At 70.4% G+C, this 16,205-nt stretch carries 12 protein-coding genes and 1 pseudogene; all 13 read right to left on the bottom strand.

Features of this window, described 5'->3' with window-relative positions; all coding sequences use genetic code 11:
• Nucleotides 1-10: 10 nt before the first annotated feature.
• The 13 genes and pseudogenes from ACZ7IB_RS39630 to ACZ7IB_RS39570 all read right to left on the bottom strand — a co-directional run bounded on the left by ACZ7IB_RS39630 (nucleotide 11) and on the right by ACZ7IB_RS39570 (nucleotide 16,035).
• On the bottom strand, nucleotides 11-184 hold the full coding sequence (locus ACZ7IB_RS39630; protein ID WP_470919441.1) for a hypothetical protein: 174 nt from the start codon (nucleotides 182-184) through the stop codon (nucleotides 11-13).
• Nucleotides 185-396: 212 nt separating this feature from the next.
• Nucleotides 397-1,083, bottom strand: a complete 687-nt coding sequence (locus ACZ7IB_RS39625; protein WP_470919440.1) for a hypothetical protein — start codon at nucleotides 1,081-1,083, stop codon at nucleotides 397-399.
• Between the two features lie 72 nt (nucleotides 1,084-1,155).
• Nucleotides 1,156-1,710, bottom strand: a complete 555-nt coding sequence (locus ACZ7IB_RS39620; RefSeq protein WP_470919438.1) for a GNAT family N-acetyltransferase — start codon at nucleotides 1,708-1,710, stop codon at nucleotides 1,156-1,158.
• Entirely contained in the window at nucleotides 1,710-3,956 is a 2,247-nt protein-coding gene (locus ACZ7IB_RS39615) for an MMPL family transporter (protein ID WP_470919437.1), read from the bottom strand. Before ACZ7IB_RS39615 ends, ACZ7IB_RS39620 begins: the two co-directional genes overlap by 1 nt.
• Before the next feature lie 185 nt (nucleotides 3,957-4,141).
• Nucleotides 4,142-5,617 carry a hypothetical protein gene (locus ACZ7IB_RS39610; RefSeq protein WP_470919435.1) on the bottom strand — a complete coding sequence of 492 codons (1,476 nt, stop codon included), beginning with the start codon at nucleotides 5,615-5,617 and terminating at the stop codon, nucleotides 4,142-4,144.
• A gap of 84 nt (nucleotides 5,618-5,701) precedes the next feature.
• A complete protein-coding gene (locus tag ACZ7IB_RS39605; RefSeq protein ID WP_470919434.1) occupies nucleotides 5,702-7,822 on the bottom strand; it encodes a phosphocholine-specific phospholipase C in 2,121 nt (706 codons plus the stop codon).
• A 132-nt stretch (nucleotides 7,823-7,954) separates the two neighbouring features.
• Nucleotides 7,955-8,182, bottom strand: a pseudogene (locus ACZ7IB_RS39600) (ArsB/NhaD family transporter); the annotation flags it as partial.
• 121 nt (nucleotides 8,183-8,303) lie between these two features.
• On the bottom strand, nucleotides 8,304-9,812 hold the full coding sequence (gatB, locus tag ACZ7IB_RS39595; protein WP_470919433.1) for an Asp-tRNA(Asn)/Glu-tRNA(Gln) amidotransferase subunit GatB: 1,509 nt from the start codon (nucleotides 9,810-9,812) through the stop codon (nucleotides 8,304-8,306).
• 15 nt (nucleotides 9,813-9,827) lie between these two features.
• Nucleotides 9,828-10,067: a hypothetical protein gene (locus ACZ7IB_RS39590; RefSeq protein ID WP_266357685.1), complete on the bottom strand. Its 240-nt coding sequence runs from the start codon at nucleotides 10,065-10,067 to the stop codon at nucleotides 9,828-9,830.
• The gene (gene gatA, locus ACZ7IB_RS39585; RefSeq protein ID WP_470919431.1) at nucleotides 10,064-11,566 is read right to left on the bottom strand and encodes an Asp-tRNA(Asn)/Glu-tRNA(Gln) amidotransferase subunit GatA; all 1,503 of its coding nucleotides are present in this window, start codon (nucleotides 11,564-11,566) and stop codon (nucleotides 10,064-10,066) included. Before gatA ends, ACZ7IB_RS39590 begins: the two co-directional genes overlap by 4 nt.
• Nucleotides 11,567-11,571: 5 nt before the next feature.
• Nucleotides 11,572-11,868: an Asp-tRNA(Asn)/Glu-tRNA(Gln) amidotransferase subunit GatC gene (gatC, locus tag ACZ7IB_RS39580; RefSeq protein ID WP_015036350.1), complete on the bottom strand. Its 297-nt coding sequence runs from the start codon at nucleotides 11,866-11,868 to the stop codon at nucleotides 11,572-11,574.
• Nucleotides 11,869-12,064: 196 nt separating this feature from the next.
• A complete protein-coding gene (locus tag ACZ7IB_RS39575) occupies nucleotides 12,065-13,693 on the bottom strand; it encodes an IS200/IS605 family accessory protein TnpB-related protein (protein WP_470919430.1) in 1,629 nt (542 codons plus the stop codon).
• Nucleotides 13,694-13,875: 182 nt separating this feature from the next.
• Nucleotides 13,876-16,035 carry a putative bifunctional diguanylate cyclase/phosphodiesterase gene (locus tag ACZ7IB_RS39570; protein WP_470919428.1) on the bottom strand — a complete coding sequence of 720 codons (2,160 nt, stop codon included), beginning with the start codon at nucleotides 16,033-16,035 and terminating at the stop codon, nucleotides 13,876-13,878.
• Between the last annotated feature and the right edge of the window lie 170 nt (nucleotides 16,036-16,205).

The following is a 16,205-nucleotide window of genomic DNA, read 5'->3' as shown; positions in this document are numbered from 1 at the left end:
CACACGACTACTACGCGGCGTGGACGAACCCGTTCCGGTCCGTACTCACCGGCCCCTCCGCCTCCTTGCGTACGGAATCACGGGCGGCCCTGCGGGCCCGACGGGCCTCCCCGACGAGCCGCTCCTGCTCGGCACGGCTCCGCAGTTCGCTCTCGTGCAGCTTGTGGAGTTCGAACGTGTACATGTGCTTCTCCCGGAGGACGACGGCCCGTTGGGGCCTGGGGGGGCGGCAGTGCTTCTGCCGTGCCCCCACTGTCGTCTCCCAGGAGGTGTCGCCGCATCGGGCGAGTTCCGCATCTTCGCGGGGTGGGGGGCCTTAGCCGGGTGCGGACACTTCCGCACCCGGGCCGGGGCCGCCCGGGCGGATGCCTTAGACGGCCGTAGGGCGGTACGTACTCACATGGCGGTCGGCAGAGCGACGATGAGGTCGAAGTACATGCCGAGGGAGATCACCAAGCCGAGGACACCGAGCGCGATGCCGGCGGTCGCGACGGCACGCACCCAGCCGGGCTGCGGGTGCGGGGAGGGTGCGCCGAAGGCCGGGCGGACCAGGGCGAAGATGCCGACCAGCAGGGCGAGCAGTGCGAAGAGGCCGTTGACCAGCGCGGTGGAGTGCCAGGCGTCGCCGTAGATCTCCGAGATCTGCTGGGCCGCGGTGCCACCGCTCGAGGTCTTGATCTGCCCGATCAGGGTCTCGCGCTCGGCGGCGATCCTGCCGGTCCAGGACCCGCTGAGCGCGACGACACCGAGACCGACGGCGGCCACGGCCGCGGCGGCCGAGCCGAGGCCGGACGACTCCTTGCCGGAGTCGTCGAAGTCGGGGTCCGTGAAGTCGGAGTCCTCGGAATCGGAGTCCTTGAGGCCGACATCCGGATCGAGGGCCTGATCGGGGCCCGGGGCGGAGCCCGCCCCGGCGTCGTCGGCCACCGCGGGCTCTCCCTCGGCTTCGGCCGCCCCCTTGTCGAGGCTGTACGCCGCGTCCTTGGCGGTGTTCTCCTCGGCCGCGGTCTCCTCGGCGTCGAGAACAGCGGGAGCGGCGGAGCCGGTGGGAGTGGTGGGGTTCTTGGGAGTTCCGGGGTTCATGTCCCGCACGCTAGGCGGCCCGGATGAGAACCTTCTTAACGCCCGCCGCCGGCCGGTCCCCCTGCCCCGGCCTCAGGCCTTCTGCGCCCGCCACTCCCGGGCCAGTACGGACCAGATCTCCGAGTCGTGCCGCTCGCCGCGGTACAGGTAGTTCTCGCGCAGCACCCCGTCGCGTGTCATACCGAGCCGCTCGGCCACGGCGATGCTTCGGGTGTTCGCGGCGGACGCGTCCCACTCCACGCGGTGCATGCCGCGCTCGTACACCGCCCAGTCGATCAGCTTCCGTGCCGCCCGGGTGACCAGGCCACGCCCCTCCCCCGCCGGCTCCAGCCAGCAGCCGACCTCGCAGTTCCCGGATTCCGTGTCGAAGATCCGGAACAGGACACCGCCGACGAGCGTGCCGTCCAGCCAGATGCCGTAGAGCCGCCCCGTGTCGGTGGCCTGCTTCTCCGCGTACCGCCGGAGCAGGGCGCGCGCCGAGTCCAGGTCGGTGGCGAACGAGGCGAAGGGGATCCAGGGGTCGACGATCTCGCGGGCCCGGTCCATATGGGCGAGGAACTCCGCCGCCTGCCAGATCTCCAGCGGACGCAGTTCCGCTCCGTCGTCGCCCAGGGATATCGCGAACATCATGCTCCTTCTCGAACCGCTTCCACCGCTTGCACTGCCTGCGCAGTTTCCACCGGTTCCACCGGTTTCGCTGCCTGCGGGATTTTCCCATGCGGCGCGCGGCACTCGGGAGGCTCGATGCTGATCCGCGGCAGCCGCCGGTCCAGCCAGTGCGGCAGCCACCAGTTCGCTCCGCCCAGCAGATGCATCAGGGCGGGGACCAGCAGCGTGCGGAGAACGAAGGCATCGAGGGCGACCGCCGCGGCGAGCGCGATTCCGAACATGGCGATGACCCGGTCCCCGCTGAGGACGAAGGCGAGGAAGACCGAAATCATGATCACGGCCGCGGAGTTGATCACGCGGCCGGTCTCGGCGAGGCCGACCCGCACCGCCCGCCGGTTGTCACCGGTCTCCAGCCACTCCTCGTACATCCGCCCGACCAGGAACACCTGGTAGTCCATGGAGAGCCCGAAGAGCACGGACACCATGATGACCGGCAGGAACGGTTCGATGGGCCCCGAGCTGCCCAGCCCCAGCAGCTCGCTCCCCCACCCCCACTGGAAGATCGCGACGACGACCCCGAACGAGGAGGCGACGGCCGCCACATTCATCGCGGCGGCCTTCAGCGGAATGCCGATCGACCGGAAGGCCAGCAGCAGGAGCAGACAGCCGAGCCCTGTGACGACGCCGATGAAGAGCGGGAGCTTGCCGATGATGATCCGGGCGAAGTCGTCGTAGCCGGCCGTCACCCCGCCCACATGGGCCCGGAGCGAGGTGTTCGCCTCGGCCTGCGGGAGGACGTCCGTACGCAGCCGGCCGACGAGCGCGCTGGTCTCCTGCGACTGCGGCGACGAATTCGGCACAACAGTGATGAAGGCCGCACTGCCGTCGTTGTTGTACGTCACCGGGCCGACCGAGGCCACGCCGTCGGTGGCTCGCAGGGCGTCCGGCAGGCCGTCCATCGCCAGCCGGTCGTCCGCGCCGTCGAGCTGTGCGGCGATCGTCAGCGGGCCGTTGACGCCCGGTCCGAATCCGTCGGCCAGCAGGTCGTACGCCTGCCGGGTGGTGGACGAGGAGGGGTTGTTGCCCTGGTCGGAGGTGCCCAGATGCAGGGAGAACGTGGGCAGCGCAAGGACCAGCATCACCACGGCGGCGCACGCCCCGAGCAGCTTGGGGTGGCGTTCGACGAACGCGGACCAGCGGGCGGCGAAGCCGGTGGGCAGTTCGGGCTGCGGCCCGCGCTCGGCGAGTCTTCTGCGCTCGCGCCGGCTCAGCGCCCGCATGCCGATCAAGGACAGCAGGGCGGGCAGCAGGGTCACGGAGGCGGCCACGGTCAGGACGACGGTGAGCGAGGCGGCGATCGCCACACCGTTGAGGAACCCGAGCCGCAGGATCAGCATGCCGAGCAGCGCTGTGCAGACGGTGGCTCCGGCGAAGACGACGGCCCGCCCGGTCGTCGCGACGGCGTTCTGCGCCGCCTCGGCGACGGTCATGCCTCTGCGCAGTCCTCTGCGGTGCCGGGTGACGATGAACAGCGCGTAGTCGATGCCGACGCCCAGCCCTATCAGCATGCCCAGCATGGGGGCGAAGTCGGCGACGGTCATCGCATGGCCCAGCAGCACGATGCCCGCGTACGCCGTGCCGACGGAGACGAGAGCAGTGGCGATGGGCAGCATGCTGGCGGCGAGCGAGCCGAAGGCGAGGAACAGGACGACCGCTGCGACGACGACCCCGATGGCCTCGCTGAAGTGGACCGACGGCGCCTCGGTGAGGGCGACGGCCGAGCCGCCCAGTTCCACCTGGAGGTGGTCGCCGGCGGCAGCCTTCGCTGTGTCGACGACCGCCCGGGCCTGCTGCACCGGGATGTCGTCGGACTGCTGGTCGAAGGTGATCGTGGCGTAGGCGGTGTGTCCGTCCTCGCTGATCTGTCCGGCGCCGGACGCCCCGTACGGTCCGGTGACGGCGCCGACACCGGGCAGTTCCTCGACCGCGTGCAGGGTCCGGGTCATCGTCTGCCGGACATCGGCGGCCCGCACGGTGGAGTCGGTGGTGTGCCAGACGATGGTGTCCGTGTCACCGCCGAGGTCCGTGAAACCGCTCTTGAGGAGCTCGGCGGCCCGGCCGGACTCGGTACCGGGCACGTCGTAGTCGTTGGAGTAGGCAGAACCCGCGAAGCCCGCCGCGGTGGCTGCGCCGCCGAGGGCGAAGAGCCAGATGAGGACGGCGATGAGGCGGTGCCTGATGCACCAGCGGGCAATGGCGGCCAACGGACATGCTCCCTGAGGGTTCGCGGATCTTTACCGGGACAAAACATGAATTACCCGCAAAGAACACATGGCCTGAGGACCGCCACTCTGGCAGCCGACGGTGATCCTTTGTCGCTTTCGTGGCCTTACTCACAACGGCCGCAGGAATTACCGTGGCCCCGGAGTCACAACGGCCTCCGGCCACCTCACTCGGCCAGTCGCTCCTCCGCCTCCAGTTCTTCCTCGAACCGCTCCTCGATCTCCGCGATGCCCCTCGCCACGGCGTCCGCCAGATGGACGGGGCAGGTCAGCACCTCGCTCCCGAAGCCCTGGCCGGAGTCCGGGCCAGGGGCGGGGCATGCGTCGGGGGCGTAGAGGTGCGCGATGCGGGCCACGCGATCGGAGGTGCGCTCATGGCCGGGCGCGTGGCCGTCCGCGTGGGCGCACGCGCCACCGGGCAGGGTGGCGGCAGCGGTACGGAGGATGCCGAGGATCTCGCGGGCGATTCCGTACGACAGCTCCAGGGAATCTGCCGCCGTGCCCATCAGGAGCAGCAGGACGGTCCTCTCGAGCGCGGGTCCGTCGGGGCCGAGCTGCTCGTACCGCCGGGCCGCCCAGAGCGCCGCTTCCTCGGAGGCTGTCTCGTCCTTGAACGGGACATACCGCTCGCTCAGCGGTTCGATGTCGAGCCGGCCGTCGGGGCGCAGGTACACCGGGTCCAGATGTGCCGTCTCCCGGGTGCCGAAGAGGGTGTCGACCGCTTCGCGCAGATGGTCGCGGGCCTCGACGGCGAGAGCGCGCAGGAAGGTGGTGCAGGTCCACGCCTCCAGCGAGGCCCCGTATCCGTCCTCGTGTTCCTCGCGCAGGACGGCCCGGCCGCCGGGACTCTGCAGGTGGATGCCCTCGGCGGCCTGCTGGTCGCTGCCGGAGTTCAGTGCCGGGTGCTCGCCGTCCTCGTGCGCGCACGTCTCGTCCGGCAGCAGCGGCAGTACGGACTCCAGGCCCTCGATCATGTCGTCGAGCAGCGACCGCTGCCTGATCCGGCCCGACCCCGCGTACCAGCAGTTCGCATGGGCGACGACGACATAGCCGGCGAGAGCGGCCCGCGAGAGGATGCCGGGCGGTGCGGCGTGGACCTCCAGGTCCCAGAACGGATCGCCGTTCGGATAGTCGTTGAGCACACTGCCCAGACTGCTGATGTTGCTCCGGTGGCTCTCCGGAATGATCTCGGGGATGCCGTCCGTGCTGCCCGGCAGGATCACATCGGCGGCTGTCCGCGCCCATCCGGCGGCGTTGCGGGGGCAGGCCTCGGCCTCGTCCCACGCAGCGAGCGGAACCTCGACGTCCGGCGCGTCGAGCAGCGCGTCCGCGTCCGTGTCCCACTTCTCCAGGCTCCCGGTGTACGGATGAGCCGCGTGCCCGCACCCGCCGGCCTGGAGGGACTGCTCGTCCATGGCCTCGGCGGCGGCGCCGAGCGCGTCCACCACGGCCCGCTCGACGGGGGCGCCGCGTCGCCCGAGGACGTACCACGCCATGTTCACCAGCCCGAAGGTCAGCAGGACCGCCTGCTCACCGTCCGGTTCGGCGGCGAGCAGGCGGGCGCACTCCAGGACGACGGGGTCCGCCTGCTCGGGGTCGGCGCCCGCCGTGGCTCCGGCCCATTTCTCGATCAGTTCAGCCATGATCAAGGAAACGCCGGCCGCGCCTCGGCGGTTCCGGTGGGCGCCGAACCCCCGTACGTAATGGCGGGCCTGCCGGGCGGCCCGTCAGCCGGAAACGCTCGCCCGGCCGTTCTCGATGTGCCCCATCAGCCGGCGCCGGAAGACATCGTCCCCGTCGACGGTGACGGACAGGTCGTACCAGCCGTGTGCGTCGGCCGCCGAGTGCACGACCGTACGGCTGCGTCCCGGCTTGACCTTGACGGTCCTGGTCCAGTCCCGCAGGTCCGCCTCGTCGACGTATCCCAGCGGCCGTACGGTGAAGGTGAGCGTCGTCCGCCCCGTGTTGCGCAGGGTGAGATGCAGATCCCGCTCATGCGCGTCGACCCGCGAGGCGACCTCGGCCCCGGCCGAAACGCCGTCCTTCGCGGGCCCGGCGAATTCGCGCCGGAAGCCGTTCGGCCCCGTCACCGTGAATCGGTACGCCGCACCGGTAAGGGGCACCGTCCATTGCGCCGTGCCCCTTACATCCCGGTGCTGCGGTACGGGGAACTCTCCCGCGTACGGATACAGCGCGAAGTGTGCGGATGAGCGCCCCGTATTGCTGAGGGCCACCTGCACCGCCCCGTCCGCCACCTTCGCCTGGGCGTCCGGCTGGTACGGCAGCGCGCGGGCCGGGCGGGCCCCGGGCTCCTGTACGGGCATGTGCTGCACGAGCGGCGGCTTCGGCGACCAGCGTCCGCTGAACGGCGGGATGGCACCGGGCTGCTCCACCTCGGGCCGGCGGCGCGCCCGCTTGAAGTCGAAGGCCGAGGTCAGATCGCCGGTGACGGTGCGCCGCCAGTCGCTGATGTTCGGTTCCTTCACGCCGGTCCAGCGCTCCAGGAAGCGGACCACGGAGGTGTGGTCGAAGACCTCGGAGCAGACGTAGCCGCCCACCGTCCACGGCGACACGACGAGCAGCGGCACCCGCATCCCGAGACCGGTGGGCTTGCCCTCCCACTGCTCCTCGGTCACCTCGGGCGGCGCGACCGGCGGCGGCACGTGGTCGAAGAAGCCGTCGTTCTCGTCGTAGTTGATGAGGACGGCGGTGTGCCGCCACACATCGGGGTGCTTGCCCAACGCGTCCAGGACCTTGTAGACGATCGTCGCGCTGTGGATCGGCGAGGAGACGCTCGGGTGCTCGGAGTCGACGGCCGACGGCACCAGGTAGGAGACCTCGGGCAGCGTGCCCGCCGCCACGTCCTTGGCGAACTCGTCGGCCAGCGTTCCGGTCTCCACCCGGCGCAACGCACGCTCGAAGAGGCTGCGTTCGGCCTTGTCCAGGGTGGCGACACCCTCTTCGAGCAGACCGAACAGCCGCTCCCGCTCCGTGGCGTCCGCGTCCCGTACCGCCGAGTAGAACGACTCCATGTACGTATGGCCGCCGGTCTTCGCCAGCGCCTTGCGGGCGATCGCCTTGAAGGTGGCGAAGAACTCGATCTGGTTGTCGGTGAAGTTCTCCCACTCGGTGTACGTACGCCAGCTGCGCCCGGCCTTCTCCAGCCGCTCCGCGTACGTGCCCCAGTCGTATCCGGGGTGCGTGCCCTCGTTGTACGCGTCGTTCCCGACCGCCCGCTTGCCGTTCGCCTCGTTGCCCGTCTTCCCGCTCCACAGGTGGTTGCGGTTGGGGCTGGTCGAGGTGTGGATGGAGGAGTGGTAGGCGTCGCAGACCGTGAAGGTGTCGGCCAGTTCGTAGTGCAGCGGGATGTCACGGCGGTCGTAGTACGCCATGGTGGCGGCCGTCTTCGCGGTCACCCAGCCGTTCATCCACCCCCCGGCCCATGCCTTGGCGCCACCGCTCCAGGAGTGGTCGAGCGCGCCGATGTACTGAAGGTCCTTCTTCTGTGTCTCGGCGGCGTCCCGCACCGGGAACGGCAGCACAGAGGTGCCCAGCGGAGCGGGCTGCTCGAAGACCGGCTTACCGGAGGGCAGGTCGACGGCGTTGCGGTCGCCGAAGCCGCGCACTCCCCGGAGCGTCCCGAAGTAGTGGTCGAAGGAACGGTTCTCCTGCATCAGGATCACCACATGCTTGATGGCTCCGAGCCCGCCACCGGACCCCGCCGAATGTGCCGGCTGCGCGGCGATCGCGGCCTGCAGCGACGGCGGAAGCAGCGACCCCGCAGCCGCGACGCCGAGTGCACCGCCGCCGAGCGCGAAGAGCCGTCGCCGTGAAATGTCCGTGGTCAAGTGAGCCTCCCGAGTCCTGTCGTTCAGCCGGGAAACTAATCAAGCCAGGTGACGCCGGGAAGGATTTCGTACGGCTCGGTGGTGAACGTCCAACAGGTCGGCCGGGAAGTCCAACCGCGCCCCGCACCTGGTCGCACCCCACAGCGCGACCGTCGACACCGCCGGCGTCGCCGGTACGGTCAGCAGCCCGAGCCGGGTGAAGCGCCCGAGGTCGGGCGCGGCGCCGTGGGTGTGCAGGATGCGGCGCCGGAGCAGGGTGGCGAGCGAGCCGACGTACGTGAGGTTCGGGCCGAGGTCCACGCCGATCAGGGCGGCGAGCAGCGGGCCGGGACCCGCCGTCGCGACGACCGGGAACAGAGCGTCGGCGCCCGCCCCCGCCCGTCGGTCTTAAGACTCTCCGGACGGGTGAAGGGGCGGTGCACCCGGCTCACGGGTGCACCGCCCCTTCAGGGACGTACGGACCGCCCACGCAGGGGACGGATCAGCCCTCGACGCCGAGCTTCTCCAGGATCAGCTCGCGCACTCGGGCCGCGTCCGCCTGGCCGCGGGTGGCCTTCATGACCGCGCCGACGAGCGCACCCGCCGCCGCGACCTTGCCGCCGCGGATCTTGTCCGCGATGGCCGCGTTGGCGGCGATCGCCTCGTCCACGGCCGTGCCCAGCGCGCCCTCGTCGGAGACGACCTTCAGGCCGCGCTTCTCGACGACGGTGTCCGGGTCGCCCTCGCCCGCGAGGACGCCCTCGATGACCTGGCGAGCCAGCTTGTCGTTGAGGTCGCCCGCGGTGACGAGCTCGGCCACCCTGGCGACCTGCACCGCGGTGATCGGCAGCTCGTCGAGGCCGCGGCCGGTCTCGTTGGCGTTACGGGCCAGCTCGCCCATCCACCACTTGCGGGCCTGGTCCGAGGGGGCGCCCGCGTCGGTCGTGGCGACGATCAGGTCGACCGCACCGGCGTTGAGGATGGACTGCATGTCGTGCTCGGAGACACCCCACTCCTCCTTCAGCCGCTTGCGGCGCAGCCGCGGCAGCTCGGGGAGGCCGCCCCGGAGCTCCTCGACCCACTCGCGGGCCGGGGCGACCGGCACCAGGTCGGGCTCGGGGAAGTAGCGGTAGTCCTCGGCGTTGTCCTTGATGCGGCCGGCCGTGGTGGAGCCGTCCTCCTCGTGGAAGTGCCGGGTCTCCTGCACGATCGTGCCGCCCGAGCTCAGCACCGCGGCGTGGCGCTGGATCTCGAAGCGGGCGGCGCGCTCGACGGAACGCAGCGAGTTCACGTTCTTCGTCTCGGAGCGCGTACCGAACGTCTCGGTGCCGTTGGGGCGCAGCGACAGGTTGACGTCGCAGCGCATCTGGCCCATCTCCATCCGGGCCTCCGACACACCGAGCGCCTTGATGAGCTCGCGGAGCTCGGCGACGTACGCCTTGGCGACCTCGGGAGCGCGTGCGCCCGCGCCCTCGATCGGCTTGGTGACGATCTCGATGAGCGGGATGCCCGCACGGTTGTAGTCGAGCAGGGAGTGGGACGCGCCCTGGATTCGGCCGGTGGCACCGCCGACGTGGGTCGACTTGCCGGTGTCCTCCTCCATGTGGGCACGCTCGATCTGCACCCGGAAGATCTCCCCGTCCTCCAGCTGGACGTCCAGATAGCCGTTGTAGGCGATCGGCTCGTCGTACTGGGAGGTCTGGAAGTTCTTCGGCATGTCCGGATAGAAGTAGTTCTTCCGGGCGAAGCGGCACCACTCGGCGATCTCGCAGTTCAGCGCGAGGCCGATCTTGATGGCGGACTCGACGCCGATCTCGTTGACGACCGGCAGTGCGCCGGGCAGGCCGAGACAGACCGGGCAGGTCTGGGAGTTGGCGTCCTGCTTGAGCTCGGTCGAGCAACCGCAGAACATCTTGGTCTTGGTGCCGAGCTCGACATGGACCTCCAGGCCCATGACGGGGTCGTAGGACGCGAGCGCGTCCTCGTACGACACCAGGTCAGTGACAGTCACGGTGAAACTTCCCTCTCAGCCCAGCAGTACGTCGTCATCGCCGATGCGCTTGAGTTCGCGCAGCAGCAGGGCGACACCAGTGGCGATGGCGGCGGCGGAGACAACGGCGTCGATCAGTCGGAGCGTGTCGTGTTCGAAGCGGGCCTTCTTGGCCTGCTTGATGACGCCGAGCGCCCCGAAAGCGGTGGTGCCGATGGACAGGTACGTACCGGTCTTGGACTTTTTGAAGCCCTTGGCCTTGGTCAGTGCGCTCACAGCGACGGAGCCTCCTCCAGCAGCGGGTGGCCCCACTTTTCCACGAAGGCGGCCTCGACGGCGGCTCCGACCTTGTACAGCCGGTCGTCCTTCATGGCGGGGGCGATGATCTGCAGTCCGACCGGCAGGCCGTCCTCCGGGGCCAGGCCGCAGGGCAGCGACATGGCGGAGTTGCCGGCGAGGTTGGTCGGAATGGTGCACAGGTCCGCGAGGTACATCGCCATCGGGTCGTCGGCGCGCTCGCCGATCGGGAAGGCAGTGGTGGGCGTCGTCGGGGAGACGATGACGTCCACCTGCTCGAAGGCCTTCTCGAAGTCCTGGGTGATGAGGGTGCGGACCTTCTGCGCCGAGCCGTAGTACGCGTCGTAGTAGCCGGAGCTGAGGGCGTACGTACCGAGGATGACGCGGCGCTTGACCTCGTCACCGAAGCCGGCCTCGCGGGTGAGCGCGGTCACGTCCTCGGCGGACCTCGTGCCGTCGTCGCCGACCCGCAGGCCGTAACGCATGGCGTCGAAGCGGGCCAGGTTGGAGGAGCACTCGGACGGCGCGATCAGGTAGTACGCCGACAGCGCCAGGTCGAACGACGGGCAGTCCAGCTCGACGATCGTGGCACCGAGCGACTTCAGCAGCTCGACCGACTCGTTGAAGCGCTGGACGACACCGGCCTGGTAGCCCTCACCGGCGAACTGCTTGACGACACCGACGCGCATGCCGTCGACGCTGCCGCTGCGGGCGGCCTCGACGACCGGCGGGACCGGGGCGTCGATGGACGTCGAGTCGAGCGGGTCGTGCCCGGCGATCACCTCGTGCAGCAGGGCCGCGTCCAGGACGGTACGGGCACAGGGCCCGCCCTGGTCCAGGGAGCTGGAGAACGCCACCATGCCGTAGCGGGAGACGCCGCCGTAGGTGGGCTTGACACCGACGGTGCCGGTGACGGCCGCGGGCTGGCGGATGGAACCGCCGGTGTCCGTGCCGATGGCGAGCGGGGCCTCGTACGACGCGAGCGCGGCCGAGGAGCCACCGCCGGAGCCGCCCGGGATACGGGTGAGGTCCCACGGGTTGCCGGTCGGGCCGTAGGCGCTGTTCTCGGTGGAGGACCCCATGGCGAACTCGTCCATGTTGGTCTTGCCGAGGATGACGACGTCGGCGGCCTTCAGCTTCTTGGTGAGGGTCGCGTCGTACGGCGGGATCCAGCCTTCGAGGATCTTGGAGCCGACGGTGGTCGGCATGCCCTCGGTGGTGAAGATGTCCTTCAGCGCGAGCGGGACACCGGCCAGCGGGCCGAGCTTCTCACCGGCCGCCTTCTTCGCGTCGACGGCACGGGCCTGCGCGAGCGCGCCCTCGCGGTCGATGTGCAGGAAGGCGTGGACCTTCTCGTCGACCGCGTCGATCCGGGCCAGGTGGGCCTCGGTGACCTCGACGGCAGTGAGCTCGCCGGAGGCGATCTTCGCGGCGATCTCGGCAGCGGTGAGCTTGATGATGGTGCTGTTGTCCGTCATGGCTTTTAGTCCTCCCCCAGGATCTGCGGCACCTTGAAACGCTGCTGCTCCTGGGCCGGGGCGCCGGAGAGCGCCTGCTCGGGGGTGAGCGACGGACGGACCTCGTCCGCGCGCATGACGTTGGTCAGCGGCAGCGGGTGGGAGGTCGGCGGTACGTCTTGGTCGGCGACCTCGGAGACGCGGGCGACCGCGCCGATGATGTCGTCGAGCTGACCGGCGAAGTGATCGAGCTCTTCGCCCTTCAGCTCCAGACGCGCCAGCCGGGCGAGGTGGGCGACCTCCTCGCGCGTGATGCCAGGCATGCAGCGATCCTCAGGGGTTGGTGTGTGGTTTTGGCCCAATCCTATGGTGTCGGCCGCAGCCACTCCCGCCACCCGGGCGAACACCCTGGTCAGGCGACAGATTCGAGTCCGTCCGGCGAGCCCGGTTCAAGCCCGTCCGGCAATTGGGGACAGAGCGGCCACCGGACTGCGCCGGTGCCCACACGCCGTACCGTTCCTAACCAGTGTGCGTAAGTGAGTCTTGGACCCACTGCTGCGTTCTGGGCGCATCCCGAACGGTTCTGGATGCGCTGGGTTCCCGCTTTCTCGTCCCGTTCGGCGGCACGCCTCCAGGGGCGTGATCCGTTGCGGGCGGGCAGGTTCCCTCACGCCCCCGGTCACCTGGTCCGGCCTGGGCGGTCCGATGCCCCGCACGATCACTCCGGTCGTGTGGGGGCGGTGCCGTCCGACGCCGGACCGGGTGCCCGAGGGCGCGTCGCCCGATCGCGATACCGGCGGCATCGTGACGGGACATCGTGCGGTGCGGGGTGGCAAGCGGTTTCTGCCAGTGCCGGGCACCCCGCAGGGAGGTATAGGCGGGGTCGACCGCGATGATCGCGAGGCCCTGTTCGGCGGCCATGGAGACCAGCCGGGCCTTGAGCTTCCCGGTGGGCATACCGGAGATCAGCTGCCGGAACCGCTTCTGGCGGCCGTGCTTCTCGCGGGTCTTCTCGGCGGTGAAGTCGAGGTCTTCGATGCCGATCGCGGCGACACCGGCCTGCTTGGCCCAGTTGATCAGGCGGGTCAGGGCGTGGCGGATCTGGGCGTCGCGGTGACCGGCCGAACCGGACAGGTCGTAGGGGAAGCGGTGCGGGTCGCCGATGGGGTTGCCGTGCCGGTCGAGCCGGTAGGCGGCGAAGTGGTCGGCGTTGGTGTCGACGCCGATCATGCCCCGGGCGCGGGCGGTCTCCAGCGGGACCGTCTTCACGACGGGGCGTTGCCAGGATGCGGTGAGGTACCAGCGGCCGCGCTCGGTATCGAGGTGGATGCGATAGGCCACGGCCCGGTTCGTTTCGATGCGATCGGCCCACTCCTGACCCCGGTGCGCGAACGCCACGGCGGAGGTGAGGACATACCGGCCGTGCCTGGCGTTGGCCAGGTGCGCGAGCGGGGCAGGCAGTTTGATGCTGACCTCGCCGTCCGGGGTGACGCGGATCGTCTCGTTCCCGAACCGCTTGCCCGACTCGCCATCGGCGGCGATGAACCAGCGTTCCGCTTCCCAGCGTTCCCGCCACTGGCCTTCGGTCAGCCGGGCCTGGGTGAGGTGGTGGCGGGTGTTGAGGAGACGTTTGCCGCCCCGTGCCACCCGCACCCGTCCGGCCTGCCGGTCGCAGACGGCGGCGGCGTGCCGCGCCTCCAGGGCCGTGAGGCGGCGGGACTTGCGGAACCACTCGTTCTTCGACCGGTAGCCGCCCGCGGCCCGCTTCGTTCCCGGTTCCCCGATCGGGAGGGACAGGCGGTGCCGCAGCGTCTTGATCCCGGCTTCCAGTGTCTGGATGTGCGCGGCCTGGCAACGCCGGGCCAGCGCCCACTGATCGTGGGTGGCCTTGGTGATGGCCCCGGCGATCCGCGACGACGACAGCGGCGTCAGGTCCCGCTTGCGCGCCGCCCAGGTGTCCTTGCTGTGCTCCAGGCCATTCGCACAGCGGGCCCTGAGGTCACGGGAAGCGAGCGCGCCCTGATGCTCACCGACCGCGCGCAGAACCTTCTCGTCCTGGGGCGTGAGGTGCTTGAGACGGTCCCGGACCGCCACCCCGCAAGGCCCGGGCGCCACGAAGGGCGCGGCCAACTCCCGCAAACCACCCACCACAACACCCCCCACCAGGCCGAGCAGCTGCCACCCAGCCCAACGAGCAGCAGCCGCCAAGGTCACCCATTCGGCCCCGGAACTACCGTTCCCGCCCCGCGAAGCCGCCGACAGGACTCACTCCTGCTCACCACAACACACTTCAGCTCAGTAAACCGACAGCAGCTCACAACCCCCCGCGCTCATGTCGTCGCGGGCCGCGACTCGACGGCCCGCCCGGACGGCCGCTGCTCCAGCTCGGGCGTCGCTGCTGCGGCGGCCGCTGCGGCCGCCGCAGCAGCCGCCAGCTCCGCCGGCCGCCGCCACCCGTGCTCACCCCGCGCCCGCAGCCAGGCCGTCGCCTCCTGCGGCGGCATCGCAGCGGCGACCAGCCACCCCTGCACCGCATCACAGCGCAGATCCCGCAGCCGCTCCCAGGTTTCGTCGTCCTCGACCCCTTCCGCGACCACCAGCAGACCGAGCGAGTGGGCCAGGTCGATGGTGCAGCGGACGATCTCCGCGTCCTCGTTGTCGACGGCCAGACGGGCCACGAAGGACCGGTCGATCTTCAGCTCGCTGACCGGCAGCCGACGCAGATGGACCAGCGAGGAGTACCCCGTGCCGAAATCGTCGAGGGACATCTTCACGCCGTGCCCGGTGAGTCCGGCGAGGGTGTCGGCGGCGCGCTGCGGGTCCTCCAGCAGCACGTGTTCCGTTATTTCCAGCTGCAGCGCCCCTGCCGGGACGCCGTGCCGGGCGAGCCGCGCCGCGACGCCGCCCGCGAATCCGGGGGTGTGGACGTCGCGCGGGGAGACGTTGACCGCGACCGGGACGAAGAGCCCCTGCGCCCGCCACCGGGCGACCTGGGCCAGCGCCGTCTCCAGGACGTACTCCGTGAGGTGCGGCATCAGGCCGGACGACTCGGCGATGGCGATGAACTCGTCCGGAGGGACCCGGCCGCGCTCCGGATGCACCCAGCGCACCAGAGCTTCGAGGCCGGCCACCTGGCCGTCGAAGCGGACCTTCGGCTGGTAGTGGAGCTCCACCTCTCCGGCGTCCAGCGCACGCCGGAGATCGCCGAGCAGTCCGAGCCGGTCCGGGGTGTTGCTGTCGCGCTTCGACTCGTACACCTCGACGCCCGTACGGTCGCGCTTGGCCTGGTACATCGCCACGTCCGCACGCCTGAGCAGCCCTTCGGCGTCCAGCGCGTGGTCCGGGTAGACGGCGACTCCGGCGCTCGCCTCCAGCACCAGGGTCAGACCGTCCAGGTCCAGCGGGGAGGACAGCGCGGCGACCAGATGGCGGGCGACCCGCTGGGCGCTGGTGGTGGAGTCCGCGGTCGGCAGGAGCACGGCGAATTCGTCACCGCCCAGCCGCGCGGCCTCCGCTCCTCGCGGGAGCGCCAGTCTGAGACGTTCCGCTATCTGCAGCAGCAGCCGGTCCCCCGCCAGATGACCGAGGGTGTCGTTGACCGCACGGAAACGGTCGAGGTCGATCAGGACGAGAGCGGATCTGGCACCGGTGGACTCGGCGTCCTCCAGGGCCGCCCAGGTGCGTTCCAGCAGCCACTGCCGGTTGGGCAGCCCGGTCAGCGGGTCGCGCAGCTGCTCCTCGGCCCGGGCGCGGGCGATCCAGAGGGTGGAGTCCAGGGCGATCAGGGGGACCGCGAAGAGCGGCAGGAGTACGGGCATGGCCATCGAGACGACGCAGATCAGCGGTGCGATGCCGAGCAGGGCCACCGCGACGAGGCCCTGGCGCAGCAGGGCGGTGCGGGCGATGGTCGGCAGCCCGCCGCCCTGGGGCGCCCGCGCATACCACAGCAGGACCCGGGTCACCAGAAGGTAGGTGGAGGCGGCCAGGAGGACTTCCGGGACGGCGGCGATGCCCCAGTCGAGTGGGTGCCAGGGCAATTCGACGGTGTGCACCTCACCGAACGCGGCGAGCACCAGGGCTGCCGCGCCTATCCCCAGGATGTCCACCGCGCCGTGCAGCAGCCCTTGCCACCAGCAGTGTCTGCGGGCCACGCCGACGAGGACGACGACGACCAGGCTGACCAGACCGGCGGGCACCCAGCCGTAGAGGAGCAGCACGGCAAGGGTGAGGGCGGCTCCGGAACCGGTGCCGCCCCACCAGCGGTCGCGTCCGAGCGCGACCAGATGACCGACGATGATTCCGGTGAGGACGGCGAGGGACCAGCCGGCCCTGCCGTCGGGGAAGAGTGCGTGTCCTTCACTCACGGTCCGGTAGAAGCCGGTCGCGAGCTGAACAACGGCGATCGCCACGACGACGGCACCCACTTTGGGCGTGAGGCCGACGAAACCTTGCAGCCGCGACACCGGTGCGGCGCTCTCGGTCGGTTTCATTCCGTCCCTCTCACAGCCGGCGGTGCCGATGTCGCCCGATGGTTCAGCTCCATGCCACCACGACCCGATTTCCCACACCGTGGCCGGGCACGGCAGGTGCGCATCTCAACAGTAGGCCGCAGAAGGCTTCTACGGGCAGCGCTCTACAGCTCTTGCCCGAATGCGAACCG

It is taken from the genome of Streptomyces sp. NPDC037301, from assembly GCF_055602785.1.
The sequence above is the reverse complement of the archived record's forward strand: the minus strand, read 5'-3'. Positions and strand labels throughout refer to the sequence as shown.

Bases quoted from the DNA above. Each gene is read 5' to 3' on its own strand.
- gatC (WP_015036350.1), bottom strand. From the start codon at position 11,868: ATGCCTGGCATCACGCGCGAGGAGGTCGCCCACCTCGCCCGGCTGGCG.
- ACZ7IB_RS39630 (WP_470919441.1), bottom strand. From the start codon at position 184: ATGTACACGTTCGAACTCCACAAGCTGCACGAGAGCGAACTGCGGAGC.
- ACZ7IB_RS39620 (WP_470919438.1), bottom strand. From the start codon at position 1,710: ATGTTCGCGATATCCCTGGGCGACGACGGAGCGGAACTGCGTCCGCTG.
- gatA (WP_470919431.1), bottom strand. From the start codon at position 11,566: ATGACGGACAACAGCACCATCATCAAGCTCACCGCTGCCGAGATCGCC.
- ACZ7IB_RS39570 (WP_470919428.1), bottom strand. From the start codon at position 16,035: ATGAAACCGACCGAGAGCGCCGCACCGGTGTCGCGGCTGCAAGGTTTC.
- ACZ7IB_RS39610 (WP_470919435.1), bottom strand. From the start codon at position 5,617: ATGGCTGAACTGATCGAGAAATGGGCCGGAGCCACGGCGGGCGCCGAC.
- ACZ7IB_RS39625 (WP_470919440.1), bottom strand. From the start codon at position 1,083: ATGAACCCCGGAACTCCCAAGAACCCCACCACTCCCACCGGCTCCGCC.